Source organism: Qingrenia yutianensis (assembly GCF_014385105.1).
Taxonomy (GTDB): domain Bacteria; phylum Bacillota; class Clostridia; order UMGS1810; family UMGS1810; genus Qingrenia; species Qingrenia yutianensis.
Window position 1 is genome coordinate 1 of record NZ_JACRTE010000019.1, and the last position, 23,149, is coordinate 23,149.

Here is a 23,149-nt window from a genome sequence, read left to right on the forward strand (position 1 = left end):
TGCCTTAAGAAGATTGTAGGCTATGCCTTTTCAAGCCGCATTGACACCAATCTCACAGTCTCTGCGCTTAAAATGGCCGTAAATCGTCAAAGACCTCAAAACGGCCTGATTTTTCACAGTGACCGCGGTGTTCAGTATGCATCCTCCGGTTACCGTGAAATACTAGCTGAATATAATATTACGCAAAGTATGTCAGGAAAGGGTGATCCGTATGATAATGCCGTAGCAGAAAACTTTTTCAGCTGTCTAAAGTGTGAACTCGTTCATCACAAGCACTACAAAACAAGGTCTGAAGCACAGGCTGATATATTTGCTTATATCGAAGCATATTACAATTCTGTGCGGCCTCAATCGACACTTAATTGGCTTTCGCCGCTTGCGTATGAGCACATGCTTAGCATTTATGCTGCGAAAGTTGCTTGACAATGAGTAGCCGGTATGATAGGCTTATGCCGGGCGAATTGCCTTTGGGCTACTTCGTTCTTTCGCCGGTGCATCATACCGGCTACTCATTGTCAAGCAAACCGTGGAATAAATGCGGTCGGTTTGCGTAAATTAACGAAATACTGCGATTCATTTCGTTTTTTGGAGCTTTTTTGTGTCTATTTTTACTGGGATGGCACACTGTCTGTGCAATAAGTAATTGCTTTGCTGACCGCCTCTCTTGGCAAATCTTTGCACTTCACTTCTGCCAAAATACTCTGTGTATATTGTTCACAAAGAAAAAAGGCGATCAATTTGCATTAACCGCCTCAACCGGATTTTATTTAAGCAAGTCCTTAAATGCTTTACCGGCCTTAAATGCCGGGACTTTTGAAGCCGCTATCGTGATTTTCTCGCCCGTTCTCGGATTTTTGCCTTCACGAGCCGCTCTTTCACGAGACTCAAATGTGCCGAATCCCACAAGCTGAACCTTGTCATCCGCTTTAACGGCACTTTCAACCGTATCAATAAATGCTTTCAATATGTTGTCTGCATCTTTCTTTGATACGCCTGCTTTCTCTGCCATTGCAGCTACTAATTCTGTTCTATTCATTTTCAAAACACCTACCTTTCCTGCAAATTAAATATTATTATACCACATCTTGTCGGCAAACACAACAATTCCTTATTATTTAATTGTTGCCGTCCGTGTATTTTCGTCCCACCGAACATCAAAGCCAAGTTCTTCACTTAAAAATCGCAGCGGAACAAGAGTTTTATCGTTTATGAGGCGAGCCGGAACATCCATTGTTTTTGCCGCGCCATTAATTGTCGCTGTAACATTATCGATTGAAAACCTTATAGAAGTGTTATTTCCGGTGACAATTGCCGTTTGCGTACCGGCATCCCAATCAACATCAGCTCCCATTGTTTCAAATATAAATCTCAGCGGAACGAGAGTTCTGTCAGATTCGGTAACGGGAGGTGTATCAAAACCGAGTATTTTTCCGTCTATTTCTACATATGTTTTTACGATGTCTTCTGCAACACTATCCATTGAATATTTCAGCTCAATTTCCGGAGTAACAACAGTTATACCCGAACCATCAACACGCACCTGACGAATCTTATCAATACCGATTGGCAATGATATATCTTTCCAGTATACCCCGTCATCAGATAAGGAAACTGTGGTATCGTCATACCTTAAATATTCACCGGATTCAAGAGCCACCTTGTTTCCTTTCCAATTTTCATACAAAAGCTCTTTCTTTACATTTTGATTGACTATCGACTTGATTTCGTGAATATAGTCGTATCCTTGACTTGATTTTGTTAGTGTTTTATATATCTGTGTGCTGCCATTCGTCATAGGTAACTCACTGTCTTCCAATGCCGTCCAACTCTCAAAATCCGCCGAATACATAACTGTATTATTATCCAATAACACATAGCACTTTCCATCCACAAAAGACATCTGCAAGATGTAGTTATCCAAATTTACAGTGTTCACATAATTAAAGTTCTCATCATAAATATGAATTTCACCCTTTGCTCCGGTCGGATTATATCCGTTATCGTAATCTGTAGGTCTGATTATATATCGGTCGCCAATCCACAAAATCTGATAATTAGCATTGCTGTCAATATAATGGCTCGTTATAAAGCCGTCCGCATCGGTTATTTCTGTCCATTCGCCGGTTTTGTTCCAATATAGCTTTATGTTGTTATCACGTTTCCACATAAAGCTATATCTGTCTGTATCTATAACTGCTGTTTTTTCTGTCAGGATATTCTCTTCTGAAACAGCAGTTATGACATTCCCATTATCCACACTGTAAATTCCTGTTGCTGTTATTATAAATACCTTTCCGCCTTTTTCGCAAATATCCCCTCGAATATCTGATATTGCAAAATCATCAAATGTACCCAACTCTGTTGATGTAACATATTTCTTTCTTTTATATATTTCGTTTATTCGAGACGATTCATTTGTATCATATGCAAAAATATACTTGTCATTTATTTTTCCGATTGCAATACTGCTCAAATGTTCATTTTGCTCAGGCAACACAATTTCAGTTTCACTCCAAGTTTCAAAGTCACTTGTTGCAGCTTTAATTAAAGTAAAGTTTTTGATATAATATATAACTATCGTGTCGTCTGACACTTCTATATATTCAATACTTTCCGGCTTGGTCGGCAACAGATTTGTATTTACTCCGCATAAATTTATAAACAGTGCAAGTTTCTTGTCAAATGTTCTCGTATCTATTTCGTTATTTCCAAAAATCATATCATAGTAATACTTTAGGTTACTATCTGTATCCGCTGCATCAATCATGAGTTTTGGAATTTGTATAGATGATTGAACTATATTTAATCTTGAACCTGCAGAACTCAGCTTACTATATTCCTGAAAATCAGCTGTAGTATATATTCCGTCAGATTTTTCAATCATAAACATACCATTTGAGTAAGTAACAAGTCCGTCGGACGATATTCCGTCGTTTTTTATAACAGTCCAAGTTTGTCCGTCTATCGAAGAAATCACTGAATGTTTTCCAAGTGCCACAAACTTGTCACCTGTAAAAAATACATAGTAAAAATCATCAAAGGAATCAAGCTCTGCCGGTTTCCAATTACCGAAGGCATCATAATATATTCGTCCATTTTTTCCTACCGCTACACTTGTTGTCGTTCCAACAGCAATATCATAAAATAACTTTCCCGAATCCGTTCTTGTATATGTATAAGACGGATATATGTTTTCCGCAAAAACATTATTTGCGCCCAATATTCCTATACATAACAGCATTGAAAACAGTTTTCTTATCAAATTATTCACAGTACCCCTCCTTAATTTGCTGATGTTATTATAAATCTGTTCTTCATTCCGCCCGCATTACCTGTCGGTAAAATCTCCATGATTGTTATATACTCTACGGATGTCGGCGCAACATCCATATATGTCATTCTTTGATCTCCGTTATTCTCTCCCTTTGCGAAATACTCCGTTATATCGCCGCTGTCTTTATGCACATAAATCATATTATTTGAATTTGTATTCAGCCAATATTCAAACCGTCTTGTCCTTGTTCCAAGGTTGATTAATACCAGGTTATACACTGTTTGTACACTGTAATTTCCCAAGCTGCACGCCAAATCAAAGCTTGTAATTTCAGTATTACTTTGTGCCGGCGATAATGTAAGAACATCATTCGGAATATGATTACTTGGAATTTCAGTTGAGGCATTATATCCCCAATATCCATTACTGCTGTCACCAATCCACGTCTTTCCTATAACCGGATATTTGTAATCCCCGTGGATTGTATCAAAATGCCAGTTATAGTCTTTCTTGCTTTCAGGAACAGAATTGCCGAAATACCACGACTTTTTACCATCGTTATATACAAAGTCCAGCATATCACTCTCTGCACACTCATCGTTCACCCACGCATCTGATTGCGGATTCAGATTTGTAACCCAAAAATCAGTTTGATACCCATACGGATTGTATGAGTTGAATACTTTAAACGGAACTGCCGTGCCATCGGCAATGTCATCATTAAATGTCAGTACCAGATTACTTGTCACTCTCGGCAGGCTATCCGATATTCCCTTATGCATCCGATCCCAATAATAAGTACCTTCATCACAATAGTCGCTATGACTTGCTCTGTTTCTATATGCTGCTATATTTATATCAGCTGCTCCTGAAATAATTTCAAAGTCAACTATAATATACACACATCTGTAATAATTTCCTTTCTTTGCAGGCAATGTCGGATAACTCTTTGAATAAATTGATTCGTAAAGATCACTCAGCCACACCGTTGGCTTAGATGCATTTAGTTCAAATTCCGCATTATCATTGCTAAAATATGAGACTTCATAGCCTGCTGATGCAGCAAAATTCAATTGCATATAATCAGAATATGCTTCGGCGCAGGCCCAGCTCACTCCGTCCGGTCTTTGAACTCCCAACGCATTTATTTTTATCTTCGCATAATTTCCGCTGAAAAACTGCACATCTAAATACACTTCTTGCGGAACCTGATTATTATGTTCAGCCATAAGCGAATAACTGCCCTCTCCCGCCGCTTTTTCACTTAGCAACAACTGTGGTGTTGACGGATTATCTGACAATTTTTCTTCATCGATTGCCTCCGGATTATTACAATATATAAATTTTCCGTTTCCGGCCTTATTGAAGACCAGCGGCGCTATTGCATCAACATAAGGTATAAATCGGATAATTCCCTTAAAGTCCATATGAAACAATAAATCAAGCATATCTCCATATAGCAGTTGCAAATTATAGTCATCTTCAAGCACCATGCTGTGAATCCACGGCGTTGTTGTTCCTTCACCCGGCGCCAAAGTAATGTAATCGCCTAACTGTATGTATTTTTCATCTAATGTATCGTTATTGATTGATACCAGCCACACATACGGAATAAAGCTTACCTCTTTTGAATTAGTGTTTTTAAAATAAAACTCTATCTCATTCGTTCCGGGTAAAATTGTGCTGTTATACACACCGTTGTGTTTTATCTTATAACTGTATTCTACCCCTGCTCCGTTATATTCAACATCTTCATTTGAAGCAGTCGCACTCCCGCTCAAATCAAGCTTACCGGCAATTTCGCTTGTATCTAATTTTTTCGTCTGTCCATTCAATGTGAACTCTCTTTCAATATATTCTTCGGAAATTTCATCAGTCATAGATGCGTTTTCTGCTTCGGCGGCGGTGGTCGTTGTACCTGATGTATTAATTTCTTTTGATGCACATATTGGTCGCATTGAATTCCGATAGTTTCCGTTTCCGAGCCACACAAACGTTTTCCATTTATATCCCGTAACCGTATCCGGCATTTTCTTTTGTTTTTCAATCTTTCTTGTTGAATTAGCTTTAACAGAGTCTGAAACAGACGATGTTTCAACAATATTTTCTGCTGAATCATATATAATATTAAACACCGTTATAACCTTTTCTGAACTGCTTGTGTTGCTTATCTCGGCAGCTGATGTTATCTCCGAAGAGGCCGTCAGCTTAGACGCACTGTATGAGATTGATGCACTAAGCCCCGATATGTCCGCTTCCGTCCAAAAATCATAATCCTTTTCGCTTATATTGTTTCCGACATTTACATCTAATACCATTCCCAAATCCGAATTTGCTGAGTTAATGACTATTGAATGTGTCCCGGATTTTGTTTGGTCTATTTTCACTTCTGTTGATATATTGCCGTTTGCACCGCTCTTAGCTTGTGCTATGTATTCTACAGAACCGTTCGGATTAAGAGCAATTATTCCTAATCTCTCATTTGATGCAGTATTAAATTTTCCTGTAATATTCACTGTTCCGTCCGATGCCAAAACAGCCTTACCCATTCTTGCTTTTATACTAAAATCACCGGTATAGTCTTTTCTCGATTTTATTTTTATGGTATATACCTCATTCGCTGTCAATTCAGCTCCTGTAGATACATTACTTTTGTATGTCAGATTATCTTCATATACAATTTCATTATCTGAACTGTTTATAATCTTTATGGTCGGATATATCTTATCACTGCTGATATACAAATTATATGTTGCCGTCTGCGTTGGTGTAAAAGTGAATGTTTCAATTCCGTACTCGTGAGATATGGTCTTATCTTTGCCTACTCCCACTTGTAATACATTCCCTGACGGAACAGCTATTCTTTCTATTTTAAAATTATATACACCCATGCGTGTTCCGGTTACTTTAAGCTTATACATCTCGTCAGCCGCAAGTGAACATTCCATATAAGATGATGTCAAAGATGCTATACTGCTTTCCGAACTGCTGCTATGAAAAAGTGATGCGGTTATTCCACTGTTTCCGTCAAAACTGATTCTGTAATAGCCATCTGCCGGGACAGAGAATGAATATTCATCAGTCTGATTTACCGTCTGAATTGTATTACTGTACACATAATCTGTTATAATTATGTTTGTATCATACGGATCAACCAAAGGACGCATACTGTTATCGCCATCCCACAGCATAATTCTGACATGATGATTTTCGGTAATGGTTTCAAACGGCAGATTAACATCACAAACAATTTCACTGCCTGCAGTTCCGTTCCCCGGCACATCTACTATTTTCAAATTTTCAAGCACACTGCCGTTATATAAAGCTGCATACAATTTTGCAGACTTATTTTCACTTGTGTTTTTTACAAGTGTAACACTATCTAACTTTCCGTTTGTCGTGCAATCATGAATGATGACATCGTTGCTGTTTTTTATAATAGCTTGTTTAATCCTATAATCTTCACTTTCATCGCTTGCTTCGACAGACATTATTTTTGTTGTATCAGCACTTATATTTTCGCCGTCATTTATGACCTCTGCCGAAGCAGGAATTATATATACCATTTCATCATTTATATCGTCCCAGATAAAAATAGCTGCAAACTGTGTATCGGAAAAATCCATATGTATCCACGCACCGTTATCATAGTCCTTAAGCTTTCCTTTGAAAATCGTTGTCTGTTCACCGTCAATTTGCTTAACAACCCGAACATTAAGCTCGGAATTATCAATTACATTATTGTTTATTTTCACAGTTTCACTTTGCTCCGGTGCATCTGCCAACGCAACCGAAATCATACCGTTATTTATGCCGATTGCCGTCATTAAACAAATCGCAATAAATATCGAAACAAGCTTATTTATTCTTTGCATAGTTATCCCCTCCTTCTTTGTTCGCTTATGTAAAATTTTGAAGTGTAATGAAAAAGGCAAAAGGATATTATGCAACTCTCACTGCATCAACTACCCTTTTGCCACAAATAAACAGGTTCTATCATACTTGCGCCCTCCATATTCAATTGCCTACCGACCTATATGCATTGCTCCCCACCGTTTTTATAGCACTTATATTATACCACATTTTGGGCGTTTTTTCAATACAAGCGGCCTCATTTCGTTGATATGCACAATAATTCATGAAACATTTTTGACAATCCGACATACCCTGTTTTTAATAATTATTTTTGTTTCTTTTTCATATAATTTTCGATTCTGTCTTTCCACGATCTATCAATCAGGCGCTCGGCTCTCATACAAGCCACCGTTTCACTCACTGCATCGAAATTCGTTCTTGTTTCGACAGAATCCGGCTGATATGTTACCGCTCTGTCGGCATTTATACCGAATATCCCTGCCGTCTGCACTGCGTCTATATTTGCCCCCATGAATAAGAACTCCCAATTATATTTTTCTTTTTGATTCTCTATCATCTGTTTTACTTTGTTTAAGCCAAACTCACGGCTCGCATTTTTGTAGCCGTCTGTTATGATAACTACCATAGTCTTTGACGGTATTTCACTGTCCGGTGCATATTTGCACCTGTTCCCCACATGATTGATTGTGTCATTCGTTTATTGAGGTGGAATACGAAAATTTTTATAGAAACGGCAATTTGAGATATTGTTAGAATGATTAAAGATATGTGTTGACATTTTAAGCTTTTTTGTCGCATAAAACAAGGGTTTTCAGAGGTCAAAACGGGCAAGGTAATGGTTAATATTACCTTGCCCAAAAATGCAGTTTTCGTTTTCTACACACATAAAAAATATCGTGATACACAAAACAGGTATCACGATATTTTTTGAGTTTTATAGTATAGCCATTTTTGAAAATTATTTCTGATCGGATAATAATATTATGTCGTATGGTTTTTCGGGGCTTGTATCACGCACAATATATCCGTTGCCGTGTACTCTTGATTTAGGGATGTCTTTCGGTATGATTGTTATATAATTTTTCTTTGGCTTACCGAAATCAAACTCCCATTTTTCGCCTCTGTAAACGCCGTCGTGAAAACTGTAACCGCCGGCATATACAATCGTTGATGTTACTGCTGATACGATGAAAGTTAAAACCCATATTTTTTTCATTGCCTTTTCACCTCCGATTTAAAGATAGTATCTGCAACAGTGCAAAATAGTTGCAGTTTTACTTATATTCGTAAATTCTTACCAATGTAACAACGGTTTGTTCCAGCGAAAAAGGTGTTTTCGGCGAAAATGAATCGTTGTCTACGCCAATCATTATTTTATGTGTTTTCATTGAATATACGCTGTTTTTAGCCCAATCACTGATTGTATTATCATCAGCGTACAATTTTTCTTTATCGGAGTTGTCTGCATCCGTTTTATAAATGAACTTAAACAGCCTATCGAGGATAGTTGCAGCTTCTTCCCGTGAAATAGAATCGTTCGGATAAAATTCCGTTGCCGATTTCCCTTTTATAATACCGTTTTCATATAAATATGCCAATTCTCTCTCGTCTTTGTCAACATCGGTAAACGGGTGAGTGCGTTCGATTACATTTATCTGCTCTTTTTCATTCAACATTCTGTAAGCCATACGGCAGAAGTCTATTCTTTTAGCGCTTTCGGAAAAATTTAATTCCAGCAAAATAGTCGGAATAAAAGATTTTTCCGCAGCTTTTGTCACATAGCCCAGCGCCCATTCCGAACATTTGGGAATACCCTCAGCTGCATTTTGATTTATATAGCCGTTTATGCCGGTTTGACATATTTGAGATAGTTCATTTGATACGGCGGCGGATTCCGCAACTATATATTCGCAATAATTAGGCTTGTTATAATCGGCATACCGACCGAAAAACATTTCGCCGTTTTTGGTTATGCAAAGATACAGATAGTTGCCTGCTGTGCTTTGCAATGTAATATAATATCTTTCCGCCGTCTGTATAACATAAGGATTTTCTACTTTCTCAATTTTGTTATTAAATATATTATATTCCGATAAATTCCCGGTCAATACCCATAATTCGTTTTTTCTGTTCGTGTCCTGAATTGTTATTTTATCAAACGCAACCTCTGTATCTTCCCGATAAATTTCCGAATAATAATTTGCAATATAATCTTTTATGGTATATCCGTTGTCTGCATTTACAGCGGTCAACACAGAACAAAGCAAAAATATTGAAAGAAAATAAACCGCCACAACTTTTGATTTCATTATAACATTCCTCATTTCTTAAAGTTTATCGGTTGATTTTTTTAAGCGTTGCTTTTTCCAAGTCGATCCGATATTCTCGCTTTTCCTCAATGCCATCGGTCATATTGCTCCACGAGCAATACAAGGATTTTCCGTCATCGCTGAATTTGAAAGACTCTTTATTGAATTTGTAGGGACTGATTTTTCCGAACTGTCCCATTAAATCTTTTCTTCCGCCGTTTTTATAAACGATCCAAAAGCCGCTTCTGCCCGAGAAAAAAGCCGACGCAAATCCGACTTCGACCGAACAAAAATCGTTTTCGCAATGGTATATGTCATCATAATTTACCTGTCCTTTGACCCTCGCGAGCAATTCATCATACGACCAAAAGCAAAGATTGTCTCCGTGATAGCGGCTTTTTATACCGGCTTTTTTGCACAGTCTTACAAACGTTGCATAGCATTGCTCGCGGGTGTAGGGATTTTTCGGGGCAAAAGTGCCGTTGGGCATACCCTGCATAATATTCAGTGCATAAACCTTTTTCACGGAATCCCTTGCCCAATCGGAAACGCTGTCCGAATCCGCTATGTCTGCAACCTCGCTTTCGGGTGCGGGTTTGTCGCTTGCGTACATGGTGTAAACCCTGCTCAGCATCACGGCGGCTTCTTCTCTTGTGATCGGAGAAAACGGATCGAAAAGATTATTTCCCTTTCCCTTTACAATCCCCATTGCCGCCGCCGTTATAATGTAATTTCCATATTCGGAGTCGGCAAGATCGTCAAACATAGTGATCTCGTCCTCCGACACTTTCGACAAGCTCCCGCCGTTTATATATAAATACTGCATATCGCCAAAATCCATATTGTTTTGATAAGCGACAAACATCATGGCAGTTACGGCAAATTCTTCTCTTGTGATGTTTTTCTGATAATCCTTTTGCAAATCTTCCGCAACGATCCCAAGCTCGACGGCTTCTTCGATTTCGGCTGCCGCCCATTCCGACATGCCGTTGTCTGCGTTTACAGCACAAAGCGTTGTCGTCAAAATCATAGCGGTAATCATTAAAAAGCAAAGTAATTTCTCCAATTTACACACTTCCTTTCATTAAAAAGTCGTATACTATGGCATAATAATTATAACATATATATAGTATTCTGTAAATATATTTTCGCCAAATTTGTTTATATGCACAAATAAATTCACACCTGATATTCTGAGTCAAACTTGTTTTGATACAGAATATCAGGTACGCAAAAGGGGAACGGGGAAAATGCCTTTTCCCCGTTACAATTTATCAGATTAAATTTTTTTCTATCTGTTGATTTTGGGTATTTACTGTATCAAATGACAGTTGTTATTTCTTTAAAAAATTTTTTACAACCAAAATTCCCTGTTCCCATTTGTATATCGGTCTGTATAACTCAATCTCGTATTCAATGTTATTGCATACATAAGTGGCTGAAACTGTTTCAGCGCCGGCAAGAGCTGTTATCTTTCCGCCCGAAAGACCTTGTTTGTCCATAAATTCTAAAATGACAGCATTAGGGTCAAGCCGCCATGGAAAATGTCCGATATCAACTTCCGCTTGAAGCTTCTTCATTTCTTCATAAGAAAGATGCTCTGCGTTTGATTCATCACGAAAGCTGCCGGCAATCTGTGCAACATCTTTGAACATTTTTTCATATTCAGCTGCAATTTCAATATCGTTTTCATCTCTGCCTTCCCATGTCGGATATTGAACATCGGTCGGAACTTCAAAAATATACGCATACAGATCATCTTTGTAAAGCAGTCGGCTTCCGCCCAGCATATTTAATATTTCATCTGCATTGTCCGCACGTGTTTTTTCAATTTTGAACAGCGTGCCGCTGCCTTCTCCGTATTTATCGTATGTTGCTTTTTGCACAAAGTTCACGGCGTTATTTCCGGAATGAATGTAGTATTTTCCTTCCCAGCTTTCAGGAATTTTAATCGTATACTCTCCCATAACGATATGATAAAAACCGCTGTAATCAATTATATTTCCGCTTTTGTCATATGTATTATACGTGATTTTATAAAGTTCATTATTTTCATCACGGACATTTAAAAAACGATATACGATGTAATCGAAATATTCAATCGAAATATATGTAAATGAATTTTTCAAAATATGCGGAACGCTGTTTGGCCCATCAATATAACCACGAGAATTATCTATGATATAATCTAATGCAGTGTCATCTAATACGGTTGATTCCTGTGAGCACCAAACTCCATGATGACCTATTTTGATGCAATACGCTCCTGCGTTTCCGTTTGTTTGGACAAGTGAAAGACCTACTTTCCCATCTTTCCAGACAATATTACTGTTGCTTTTGTCAAAACCAAGCTTTTCAAGCGTTTCTCTAAGCGGAACATATACCTCGCCGTTTTCGATAAAGGGTTTGTTCTTAAGTTCAATTTTTTCGCCGTTATTCAAAATTTCAATCGTGTAATCATCAGTCGTCAAATCCGATAATACGCCGCTTGCAAATACCGTTGTTGAAAGCATAATGGCGGCAATAACAGCGGATATGACCGACATAAATCTGCTTGTTGTTTTCTTATTTTTAATCATAGCAAATCTCCTTTTCAAAAATTTTTTACTGCTTGCCATTTGTGTGGTAAGCGGAAGCTGTTTGGATTTTCCTGTCGGAAGCAGGGAAAGAATTGTGTTTATATAGCTCATTTCCTCGCTGCCCGTCATATTTTTTGTAACCGCCATATCGCAGGATATTTCACACTCGGATGCGATTTGCTTTGAAACATACCACGAGATAGGGTTAAACCAATGAATACATTTTACAAGCTCTGCAAACCATTTATATAAAATATCGTGCCGCTTAAAATGCGTTATTTCGTGACGGAGTATGTTGTGTAACTGTTCGCCTGATAACTCCGTTTTCGGTAAAATCAGCGTTGGTCTGAAAATACCTGTTATAAACGGTGACGCAACATTTTCCCATACCCGAACATTGATTCTTCTGTCGGTGTACTCCCTTGTTTCGGGGCAGTATATAACCTCGCCGGTTTTGCGTATCTTAATATTCAGCCTTACATAGCGTACAACATTTAAGAGCATTAAAGCTATAGTGCCGGTAAGCCATAAATACGCTAAAATATTCATTCGGTTATAAATTATCCTATCCCATATAACTGTTGCTCTTTGTAAAAGCTGCGGCTTTTGAGTAGGGGCTGTCTGCACAACATTTTCGGTTGTTTCGGGTTGTTCACTGACAGCCTCTTGTTGTGTCTGTATCGTTTGTGTTGTAATGTTCGGCGCAGGCATTGTATTTACATTAAACCGCACCGGCATAAGCATTACAAAAAGTACGCACAGCCATATGTAATAATGCCACGAATATCCGAAAAGCTTTTTCGTTATCGGTCGGAAAATGCTGATAACAGCTGCAAGGGCAGAGCCGGCAAGTGATGTGATTAAAAGAGCTTTAAATAATTCACCAATCAAGTTAACCCCTCCTTTTTCTCAAAAATCGCTTTCAGCTCTTGTATATCCTTTTCCGAAAACTGCTCCTCCTCAAAAAGTGCGGCAACCAAATTTTCGGCTGAGCCGTCAAACAGATTTTTAATAAGATTTCTTACCTGCGATTTTTTATATTCCTTTGCCGTTAAAATCGGCGTGTAATACCACGCCTTACCCCGTCTTTCGGCAGACAATGCGCCTTTTTCAACAAGCCTTGCAAGAAATGTAGCGATTGTTGTGCGCTTCCAGCCCTTTTCTTCAACGGATTTTCCGATTGCCGTTGAACCTATCGGCTCATCTGCTTTCCATACAACCTTCATAATTTCAAGCTCTGCTTCACCTATGTTTATATGTTTCATAAGGCATACCTCCAATATAATCTACTGTTGTCGACATATATGGTCTACCACATTAGACATAGTTTGTCAAGACCTTTTGATGAATTTATAAATTTTAACTAAGTCTTGACACATAAAACTGTTCGGAATATATAAATACATAGCCTGTGTGAGCAATGCGCTGTTTATCGGCGCATATCACAATAACAAAAGTTGCCGGCGCAGTCGGTTTTGAGGCTGTATGCAGGCTCTGCCGTACGGTATGTCAGCGTATAATTTACTGCTTTTTAAAAACAAATCCGACAAGGAATAACCCTGCCGGATTTGTTTTCGGTTATGATTATGCTCTTTTAATTACCGAGCATTATTTATTGTCATAATCAATATAACCGGCTTTATGTAATTCATCCCGGCTATAAATCGGCGGAAGTATTTCCGCACCGTTAAAGTCGTAAACACCATAGACTGTTTCACCCCACGATCCAAACTCGGCGGGTTTTGTTATATCATAGGTTATAATATACTTTCCGTCCTCTGTAATGCCAAGAAAATATCCCGCCTTTCTCGGAAGTTCAAGAATTTTATTTCCGCTCGGAAGTTCGTAAAACTCCGTATGTGCTTCTGTTTGCGGTGCATCGCTGCCGAATACGGCAATCACAGTCTTTTTGTTGTGTTCAAAGAAATCCCAACCGCTGTAACCGTAATCAATGCGGTAATCATATGTTGCCCAGTACATCGGAAGTATAAAAATCACATTGCCATCTTTGTCCTCAATCCACATCTGCATTAAATTAAAATAACAGGATAGTTCCGTGTTGATTTCGCTGTGATGTGCAATGCAATTTATAAGCCGCATTGCGATTGCAGCCGCCTGTTCCTTTGAAAGCGTTTCTGAAGGTGAAAAATGATTTTCGCCCGTTCCGTTCATAATTCCCATTCCGCAGACGGATTTTATTGCGTCCGATGATTCATCTGTTAGAGAATAAGTATCATTAAAAGGCAATTTATACGGCAGCTTTTTCAAATTGCAATATTGGGCAGCGCGGCTTATAATGAGAGCTGTTTCCTCTCTTGTCAGATAATCCGACGGGCAAAAGGTTTTTTCGGTTTTGCCCTTAATTATTCCGCTTTCATACAGAGCTAAAATATACTCGCTGTTTGTATCTTCAAACGGTGATGTCTTTCCCGAAAATTTGGGGTAAATCGGCGTTGATTTTCCGATTTCATCCGAAACATTTGTAACACCGTTCATATAACCGACCGTATTGTATATAAGCTCACAAAATTCTTGCCGTGTAACAGACGCTGTAAAATCGCCGCCGTACATTTCCTGCGGCATTATGTTATACAGAGGGGATTCTGCGTCTTTAATGTAGTAATATGCCCATTCGGAACATTTTTCATCAGAGTATGCTTGCTCTGCAAATGCAGCTATTGCCGCAGAGCAAATAATTGTAATTGTTAAAATAATTGATAACAGTTTTTTCATTGCTTTTGCCCCTTTCTTTTGTTAGAAATTAAGTCAAATCAAAATCATAATCAATTACAATTCCGTTATCAAACTTAATTATCAGCCATTCATAGTCTATATATTTTGATTTACAGTTGTTCTTTACGCTTCTCATAACAGGATTCCCAATAATTTATTCTTAATAATATTATACAACATTTTTTGTGCATTTTCAACCTTTCAGCAGCCTTTTCGGCGGATTGTATAAAAAATCGCAGACAGAAGCGAATCAACTCTTGTCTGCGATTTTCGGTATCATTCTAATAATTTAAACCGATTTAGTGAACAACATCGGCAAAGGCATATAACATTTGTGCAAATTCTGCTTTGGTAACATTGTTGAATGGTTTGAAAGTGCCGTCTTCATATCCCCGTATTATACCTATGCTGCTTGCCCAGCTGACTGCTTCGACAGCCCAGTCGGAAACGGCATCCGCATCCGTATAAATGATTTGTGACGATGCCTCGCTATTGTCTGTACCAAGAAATTCTGCGCAACGGTATAGCATAACAACCGCCTGTTCACGCGTTACATCATCCGAATATCCGAAAAGCGTGTCGTCATACCCGTAAATAATGCCGTTATCGTATGCCCAGTTGATATATACTTTGTTATTCGCTGGAATATCGGTGAATTTCGCTTTTGATTCGACATTTTCACCGCGGCACAGTCCCGCAATTCCCGTTGCTATAATCCCTCTTGAGGCATTTTGGTTTATACCGTACTCAACATCCGATAACCCATCCACATACGGCAGAGAAAAGAACACTGCGTTGTAATACCATTCATCATGCTTAACATCTTCATAATCGAATCCGAATTCTTCGGTAATCTGTTCCGCAAGAATGATTGAACATTTTTCTTCAAAAACATTGTGAATACCGACTTCGGAAAGAGCTTCCTTGAACGGAATATGATCGCCGAGCGCACAGAATTTTAAATATCGATCCTTTGCCACATCAAAATCGTCAATTCCGGACCAGATGTCAAGAGCCGCCATTGAACTTGTCGCATAACTTATGTAATAAAACGGTTGCGTGAATATATGCTGTGTCCGTACCCATCCGTATGCCATCTCATCATCCGTCATAAAGGTCATTCCGTAGCTTTCGCCTATTTTTCTGTATGTGCGGTTCAGTTCGTCAACACTCATATTCGGATTTTTGATTGCGGCAAGCTCAAACTCGTTTATAACGCATCCGTCAATAACATTCCCAAGCAAATAATAAATTAAAGAAAGAGTATATGCGTTTTCGTCTTTGCCGTAAAAGCGGTTGTAATAGTTTGTCATAAGTGTTTCAAGACCGAGTGAATTAACCTCTGCGGTATCCATATTTGTTGCGTCAAACGTACCTATATTATTTTCCTGATTTACCGGATCATAAAGCATTGTGTTAAAATGCCCAAATTCATGAATAACCGTGCCGAGTTGACCTGCATTATCCTCTGACGGGCTTGCAAACAAAAACGGAGTTCCCAGATTATAAAGATAAATCGTTGCCGCATAGGAAGGATATTTATCCTCCGAATAGGTAATGTCATACATATTCTTATCCAGCATATACATAAATGCGTCCGACATCTCACCGCTCACATCCGCAAAGCAGAATTTTAATTCCTCAAGGATTTCCTCATCCGTCATGGATAAATATCTTGTATCCAGATTGGCGATTGCATCGCCGACCTTTTCAAATAAGTGGACTATATGTTTTTTAACATAACCGGAAAAGCTTTGTGCTTCGGCAACGGTATAATCTCTGGTGTAACCGATCTCATAGGCGTATTCGGCATAATTCTCATACACTGTTTCCCCGGCAATTTTATCTCTTACCTTTACTAATTTGGAATAGATTTCTCCCAAAATAATATTGTTTTTCTTGGTATATTCCAGATATTTATTTTCCAGCATTTCAAGTTCCGCCTGCAGCGCGTCGGTATCGCCGCCGTTTTTCATTGCTTCATCCGCCGCATTCATCTTAGCTGTAATATCGCTTATATTAAGCTTCTCGCCGCTATCGGATATAACGGTATTATTGCCGTAGATATTTGCCGTAAAATCACTGATGAGCTTTTGCTCTTCTGCGACAAGCTCATAGTATTTATCTGAACCGTTACTGTCGAGAAAAGCCTCAAATTCATCCTCGCTGCCGAAAAGCTTCGCCGGCACGGATCTGTATTTTCCTTCCGCAAGCTCGGTATACATACGGGTATAATTTTTTTCCGCTTCGCTTACGATATTGAAAGCTTTTTCCAGCTCAGCAATATTCTCCTCGGAATTGTGTTTCCACACGTCAATCTGTGCAAGAGCATACCTTGATACCGAATCCCAATACTGTTCCGATAAAGTTTCAAGCAAGCCCTTCATTGCTTTCGCGTTTTCCTCTGTATAGGGCTTTAAATTGATTTTAAGGATCTCAGATATATTTTTGTCAAACTCCGCCATGCCGAATCTTTCATATTTTATATCGTTAAAATTCGTCTGAGGCATGGAAAACTTCCCGAAATATTTCTTTTCAGCCGGCTCTGCGCCGTATAAAGAGTAATATGTATCGTAAAAGCCGAGGCATGCGTCCATACCGGCATTTGTGCTTAATGCTTTTTCAAGCACCGTCTGCCACGAGCCGTATTTTTCATAAAGCGAATCCGCCGTCGGACCATTTTCGTTTCCGTAGGTGTCAAGATTACTTTTCTTTACCCTCGCAAGACCCTCCGGATCTCCGTTATATGCCTCAAGTCGCAATTCATTTCTGCGCTTGCTGACCGTGCGTGCAATCTCCTCGGTGGTTTTGCCCTCCGCCGACAGTTTGTCAATCATTTTGTACAACTCTTCATTTTTGGCGTGGTACGCAGCACGTTGCTCCCTTGCTTCGGCAACCTGTTTCTCATCCGTCCAGTCAATCGCGTTTGCAAACTCGCCCAGCCGCACCGAATCGGGGTTCGGACGGTAGCCGTAAACCGCAGCCGGATCCTCAATAATATCCGCCGCAGTCTTCGGATTATCCATCGGATTATGGATATATGCGCCCTCCGCCGCAAACGCAAGGTTTGACGGAACGAGTGAAAAGACCATAATCAGGGACAGTACGATTGCCAAAAGCTTTCTTTTTACATGATACATCTTCATGCCTCCTTATATAATGGATTTTTGAAAGTATATACTATAAATATACTCAATTTTATTATACCACATTTTTTTGACAATTCCAAGGTGAAATTTCCGTGTCAGGCATTTTTCGTGTAGGTTTACAATAGATGTGTTACAGATTTTCATCATTATGCACTAAATAAGACATAGCTTTTAGACCAATGCTATTTTAATTTTTAACATTGGCCTGCTTTGCTATGCCTTTTTGCACAAAAAAGTTTTGAATTTTTTTATTATGCAGCTATGCAGCGTTTTTTGTTTCGAATTTATGAAAAACCCACTTTGCCTGCAACATAATTCTGATTATGTGAAAATGCCTTTACCGCATCAATATAACCGGCTTTATGTAATTCATCCCGGCTATAAATCGGCGGAAGTATTTCCGCACCGTTAAAGTCGTAAACACCATAGACTGTTTCACCCCACGAGCCATACTCGGCGGGTTTTGTTACATCATAGGTTATAATATACTTTCCGTCCTCTGTAATGCTAAGAAAATATCCCGCATTTCTCGGAAGTTCAAGCATTTTATTTCCGCTCGGAAGTTCGTAAAGCTCTGTATGTGCTTCTGTTTGCGGTGCGTCGCTGCCGAATACGGCAATCACAGTCTTTTTGTTATGTTCAAAGAAGTTCCAACTGCTGTAACCGTAATCAATGCGGTAATCATATGTTGTCCAGTACATCGGAAGCATAAAAATCACATTGCCGTCTTTGTCCTCAATCCACATCTGCATTAAATTAAAATAACAGGATAGTTCCGAATTGATTTCGCTGTGATGTGCAATGCAATTGATAAGCCGCATTGCGATTGCAGCCGCCTGTTCCTTTGAAAGCGTTTCTGAAGGTGAAAAATGATTTTCACCCGTTCCGTTCATAATTCCCATTCCGCAGACGGATTTTATTGCGTCCGATGATTCATCTGTCAAAGAATAAGTATCATTAAAAGGCAATTTATACGGCAGCTTTTTCAAATTGCAATATTGGGCAGCGCGGCTTATAATGAGAGCTGTTTCCTCTCTTGTCAGATAATCCGACGGGCAAAAGGTTTTTTCGGTTTTGCCCTTGATTATTCCGCTTTCATACAGAGCTAAAATATACTCGCTGTTTGTATCTTCAAACGGTGATGTCTTTCCCGAAAATTTGGGATAAATCGGCGTTGATTTTCCGATTTCATCCGAAATATTTGTAACACCGTTCATATAACCGACCGTATTGTATACAAGCCCACAAAATTCTTGCCGTGTAACAGACGCTGTAAAATCGCCGCCGTACATTTCCTGCGGCATTATGTTATACAGAGGTGATTCTGCGTCTTTAATGTAGTAATATGCCCATTCGGAACATTTTTCATCAGAGTATGCTTGCTCTGCAAATGTTGCCGGAGCACACGAAACACATATTATAAATACCGATATGATAAAAAGCAGCTTTCGCATCTCGTTCTCACCCCCCGTTTTATCCTATCCTATAGCCTTTTGAAACAAGCTCGCATACCTTTTTCATACCAACCTCACGGCTTTCAAAGAATATTTCTTTTCCGCCGTGAGATTTTTTAACGGTTATAATTTTTTCACTTTGGTTAATCCATATTGACCAAGCCTGTTTAATCTCGTTTGTTGTCATAGCAAATAAAATTCCTCAATCCGCTGTTGATGTCATTCTGTCGAGCATAGTAATAAGCTCTGCTCTTGTTACGCTGTCATACGGTCTGAAATATCCGTCAGTATCGCCTTGCATAATGCCAAGTTTGTTTGCAAGGTAGGTATATTCAAACATTCTTGTTACATTTTCGGGAATTGTGCCGTGCATTGCGTAAAGATTTTCATAATCATCATCTTTGAACGCAGCCGTCACATTGGCTTGTATATCCTGTATTGACGGAAGCTCCGTATTTATTTGTTCTTTATCCTTTTTAATTTCAACCAACGCTTCCGCAACGTGTATACGCATAGCCGGTGTTTCGGGCAAATAATAGTTTAAGCCTTTTTCGGTCACTTCTTGATATGGAGTATTTGTTTCGTAAGATACGGGAAGCGGATAAACAGGAATATATTTCGCGCAGCGCTCCAAATACGAATAATACCAATTTTCCGATTTAACATCTTCATAGCCGAGCGGGCTTCTTTCTTGCAGGTAAAATGCCAATGTAAGTATTTTTGCAAGCTCTGCACGAGTTATGGGATTATCGGGCTTGAAAGTTCCGTCAGGATAACCGGATATAACGCCTTTGTCTTTCCATTTTTCTATTGTATCTTTTGCCCAGTGATTTTTAATATCATTGAAATCCGTGTCGTTACTGCTGTTAATCAGCGACATAACCGCTGACGGATTTTCTGTCGTATAGAGTGCATACGGCATTCTGCTCATTAAAGCGCTGTATCGGTCAACACCGCCGCTTTGTCCTATAAACGCGTACGAAATACTTCCGTCTGTTTTTTCGACTGTTATGTATGTACCCTCAAGTGTTATTAACTCTGGCTCAAAAGCCGAGGTGAGCATAAGGCTGTCGCTTATATCATAAAAAGCGTTTTTATCAACATAATCTGTTTTAGCGTTAATTGTTATAGCAACACTTTTGACATCTTCACGGCTCGCACCCAAAAACTGTGTCAGCGTGATTGTTCCTCCGACTGTTTCGGTTTCTGCTGCAAATGTAACCGAAGTACACAACATCATTATACATAGCAGGCTGAATATTATTTTTTTCATCTCGAAAAACCTCCTCTTATTGAATTGTTACATACTCTTGCCAACGGCAAAGTAAATTGTTGTTTTTATCAAGCACGCCTATACATATTCTGTATTTTTCATTGGAATTAAATGCAGTATTCCCGTCAAACATCTTATATTGTTTTATAATTGTATGTCTGTTTAACGACGCAGGTTCTCCTTGTATGGTTACAGTATTATTTTTATTGTCTAAAATTGTTACATTGACATATTCGGCATTCTCTAAATTAATATCCGTATTAATAATAATTTCTTCCGGCACAGCCTTTTCCACGCTTATTTTAACATCGCTGTTTTCAATGTTTCTGTAATCTCGCTCAAAATCCGTAAAGTACATACACCAACCGCAGTTAAAAAAATCTTCCGCTTTATCTCCGATAGTCCCGATGATATTCAAACTGTCTGCCGATGCGTCAATAGCATCGAAGTTATCATTTCTTTGTATATCATAGGGGTTAATTTCATCGGTTAAACAAAGATTAAGACGTATCGCACATATGTTCTTTTGTTCATCTATGCCAAATTCAACACGAACACATTTCCTTTTTCCGCTTTCGCTGTCAAGCATACCGTTTTCGACAAACGGTTTTGCATATTCCAAAAGTCCGCCGTTTTCGGCTGCTTCTATAAAACGATAGCTGCTTGAGTACGGATAGTTAAGACTTGAAGTTGCTCCGCCGCTTATTAAATTTCTGTTGCTGTCAAAGGACGCCGCACGATTTATGCCTCCGCCGCTAATCGAATAGAGCCTTGTCGTTCCGTTTCCGCCTGATAATTCGGCTATAGTACATAACGAAACATAACCGCTCGTTTTGCGCCGCATTTGATAATTTCTTATTGTAACCGATACATTTCCGTCATCTCCGGCAACGTCTTCATTTACCCAATAGGGAACATTCTTTCCCGAAGTATTTGCCGTGAAGCTCACACTGCCGAGAAAATAAATCTCGTTTTTATTCCAATACTCCAAGCCGTCGGAGCCGACAGCCGCCATAACGATGGTTGCGCCGAGCATTGTTACGGCAACGGCGCAGGACATAACGAGAGCCATAATTTTTGAAATCCGACCGCTTTTTCTGCGGATTTTTGTGAACCTGTTCTGCAAGGTCTTTTTATTTGCACTCATTTTTGTTGTGTATAAATTTTCAAGCATTTTTTTAGCTCCTTTCTTCGACTAAATTAAGAATTGTCTGCATATACAACTTTTGTTCATCTTCGGACATATTTTTTGTTACCGCCATATCGCACGATACCTCGCACGCTTCGCTCAAAGCAGCACAGGCAAGATAGCAAAGAGGATTAAACCAGTGAACGGCATTTACCAAAATTGCAAACCATTTCACAAGCAAATCCTTTCGCTTATAATGCGTCAGTTCGTGCAAAAGTACCATACGCATATTGTTGTCGGGAATTTCCCGACAGGGAATATATACGGTCGGAAACAATATCCCCACAAGCATAGGCGAGCCTATATCCGATGACGCTTTCAGTCTGATACGCCTTTTAATTTTAAGCTCCTTTTTTACTTCCGAAAATATCTTGTTGTCGGAAATTTTAACTGCATTTTTGTTTTTATGGCACAAAAACCTAAAATAGCTTATAATGACAACAAGCGAAAATATGAGAACGCCTGTGCCCCATATATATGCGATAAGGTCAAAGAGCCGTATTTGAATTTTGGACGATAGATTAACCTCTCGATATTCAATCGGTGTGTCATAGGTTACAACCGTATCGGGATTGATTTCCTCCTGCGGCTGTGTTTCAGTCTGCACCGTTTGATTTTGCGGCACTATTGAAAGTTTTTGAGCCTCTTTTTTCGGTATCAGCTTGTATGCCGGTAATACCATAGAAATCAGCAGGGCAACCCATACGCAGTATTGCCACCTCGCCGGCAACCTTTTTGCGGTAATGGGCTTTAAGAGTAAAAGCAGCGCCGTTATCCCGAACCCGAACAGGCTTAATATAAGCACTGTTTTGAAAATGTCGTACAAATTTATCACTCCAAATCAAACATACTTTTAAGCTCCGACATATCCTCTTTGGAAAGCTTTTTGTTCTCATAGAGTGCCGCAACAAGATTTTTAACCGAGCCTTTATATATCTTCGATAAAAAGCTCTCGGTTTCGCTCATATCATAATCATTTTGTTTCAAAATCGGATAATATAAATTTGTGTTTCCCTTTTTTTCACAAGATACAACATTCTTTTTTAGTAATCTCTGCAAAAATGTAGAAACGGTAGACGGCGTCCAGTCGTTTCCGTCAAGAGCCCTGACAACATCTGATACCGTCATTTTCTTTTCCGAGTTCCACAAAATTTTCATAATACTGTATTCCGAATCGGTAATTGTGTGTTTTGCATTTGACATATAAAATGCCCCCTTATGCGTCATAAGATTTTTGTTAAGTGTAATTACACTCGTAGCTACTGTAATCAGCATAGCATAGTCAGCTACATTTGTCAATCCTTTTTAATGAA

18 protein-coding genes are annotated in these 23,149 nt (G+C 38.9%); 1 reads left to right on the top strand and 17 read right to left on the bottom strand.

Annotated features, from left to right (window positions below):
• On the top strand, positions 1–423 hold a 423-nt coding region (locus H8706_RS10405), incomplete at its 5' end, for an IS3 family transposase (RefSeq protein ID WP_262432574.1).
• 340 nt (positions 424–763) lie between these two features.
• Here the strand turns inward: H8706_RS10405 and H8706_RS10410 are convergent.
• The 17 genes from H8706_RS10410 to H8706_RS10495 all read right to left on the bottom strand — a co-directional run bounded on the left by H8706_RS10410 (position 764) and on the right by H8706_RS10495 (position 23,039).
• On the bottom strand, positions 764–1,036 hold the full coding sequence (locus H8706_RS10410; protein ID WP_262432575.1) for an HU family DNA-binding protein: 273 nt from the start codon (positions 1,034–1,036) through the stop codon (positions 764–766).
• 75 nt (positions 1,037–1,111) lie between these two features.
• On the bottom strand, positions 1,112–3,271 hold the full coding sequence (locus tag H8706_RS10415; protein WP_262432576.1) for a copper amine oxidase N-terminal domain-containing protein: 2,160 nt from the start codon (positions 3,269–3,271) through the stop codon (positions 1,112–1,114).
• A gap of 11 nt (positions 3,272–3,282) precedes the next feature.
• A complete protein-coding gene (locus H8706_RS10420) occupies positions 3,283–7,149 on the bottom strand; it encodes a hypothetical protein (protein WP_262432577.1) in 3,867 nt (1,288 codons plus the stop codon).
• Between the two features lie 305 nt (positions 7,150–7,454).
• The gene (locus H8706_RS10425) at positions 7,455–7,826 is read right to left on the bottom strand and encodes a hypothetical protein (protein ID WP_262432578.1); all 372 of its coding nucleotides are present in this window, start codon (positions 7,824–7,826) and stop codon (positions 7,455–7,457) included.
• Between the two features lie 282 nt (positions 7,827–8,108).
• The gene (locus H8706_RS10430) at positions 8,109–8,366 is read right to left on the bottom strand and encodes a hypothetical protein (RefSeq protein ID WP_262432579.1); all 258 of its coding nucleotides are present in this window, start codon (positions 8,364–8,366) and stop codon (positions 8,109–8,111) included.
• A gap of 58 nt (positions 8,367–8,424) precedes the next feature.
• Positions 8,425–9,459 (bottom strand): S-layer homology domain-containing protein, encoded by a 1,035-nt coding sequence (locus H8706_RS10435; protein ID WP_262432580.1) that lies wholly within the window; start codon positions 9,457–9,459, stop codon positions 8,425–8,427.
• A gap of 25 nt (positions 9,460–9,484) precedes the next feature.
• Positions 9,485–10,525, bottom strand: coding sequence for an S-layer homology domain-containing protein (locus H8706_RS10440; protein ID WP_262432581.1), 1,041 nt, complete (start codon positions 10,523–10,525; stop codon positions 9,485–9,487).
• A gap of 268 nt (positions 10,526–10,793) precedes the next feature.
• Positions 10,794–12,929 carry a M56 family metallopeptidase gene (locus tag H8706_RS10445; protein ID WP_262432582.1) on the bottom strand — a complete coding sequence of 712 codons (2,136 nt, stop codon included), beginning with the start codon at positions 12,927–12,929 and terminating at the stop codon, positions 10,794–10,796.
• Complete coding sequence (locus tag H8706_RS10450) at positions 12,926–13,303, bottom strand: BlaI/MecI/CopY family transcriptional regulator (protein ID WP_262432583.1); 378 nt, start codon at positions 13,301–13,303, stop codon at positions 12,926–12,928. Before H8706_RS10450 ends, H8706_RS10445 begins: the two co-directional genes overlap by 4 nt.
• Before the next feature lie 343 nt (positions 13,304–13,646).
• Positions 13,647–14,771: an S-layer homology domain-containing protein gene (locus H8706_RS10455; RefSeq protein ID WP_262432584.1), complete on the bottom strand. Its 1,125-nt coding sequence runs from the start codon at positions 14,769–14,771 to the stop codon at positions 13,647–13,649.
• A gap of 299 nt (positions 14,772–15,070) precedes the next feature.
• A complete protein-coding gene (locus H8706_RS10460) occupies positions 15,071–17,911 on the bottom strand; it encodes an S-layer homology domain-containing protein (protein ID WP_262432585.1) in 2,841 nt (946 codons plus the stop codon).
• Positions 17,912–18,204: 293 nt separating this feature from the next.
• Positions 18,205–19,374: an S-layer homology domain-containing protein gene (locus tag H8706_RS10465; protein WP_262432586.1), complete on the bottom strand. Its 1,170-nt coding sequence runs from the start codon at positions 19,372–19,374 to the stop codon at positions 18,205–18,207.
• A 19-nt stretch (positions 19,375–19,393) separates the two neighbouring features.
• Positions 19,394–19,561 (bottom strand): hypothetical protein, encoded by a 168-nt coding sequence (locus tag H8706_RS10470; RefSeq protein WP_262432587.1) that lies wholly within the window; start codon positions 19,559–19,561, stop codon positions 19,394–19,396.
• A 15-nt stretch (positions 19,562–19,576) separates the two neighbouring features.
• Positions 19,577–20,647 carry an S-layer homology domain-containing protein gene (locus H8706_RS12375; RefSeq protein ID WP_316637086.1) on the bottom strand — a complete coding sequence of 357 codons (1,071 nt, stop codon included), beginning with the start codon at positions 20,645–20,647 and terminating at the stop codon, positions 19,577–19,579.
• Between the two features lie 16 nt (positions 20,648–20,663).
• Positions 20,664–21,821: a hypothetical protein gene (locus tag H8706_RS10485; RefSeq protein ID WP_262432588.1), complete on the bottom strand. Its 1,158-nt coding sequence runs from the start codon at positions 21,819–21,821 to the stop codon at positions 20,664–20,666.
• A gap of 4 nt (positions 21,822–21,825) precedes the next feature.
• Positions 21,826–22,662, bottom strand: coding sequence for a M56 family metallopeptidase (locus tag H8706_RS10490; RefSeq protein WP_262432589.1), 837 nt, complete (start codon positions 22,660–22,662; stop codon positions 21,826–21,828).
• A 5-nt stretch (positions 22,663–22,667) separates the two neighbouring features.
• Positions 22,668–23,039 (bottom strand): BlaI/MecI/CopY family transcriptional regulator, encoded by a 372-nt coding sequence (locus tag H8706_RS10495; protein WP_262432590.1) that lies wholly within the window; start codon positions 23,037–23,039, stop codon positions 22,668–22,670.
• Positions 23,040–23,149 lie beyond the last annotated feature (110 nt).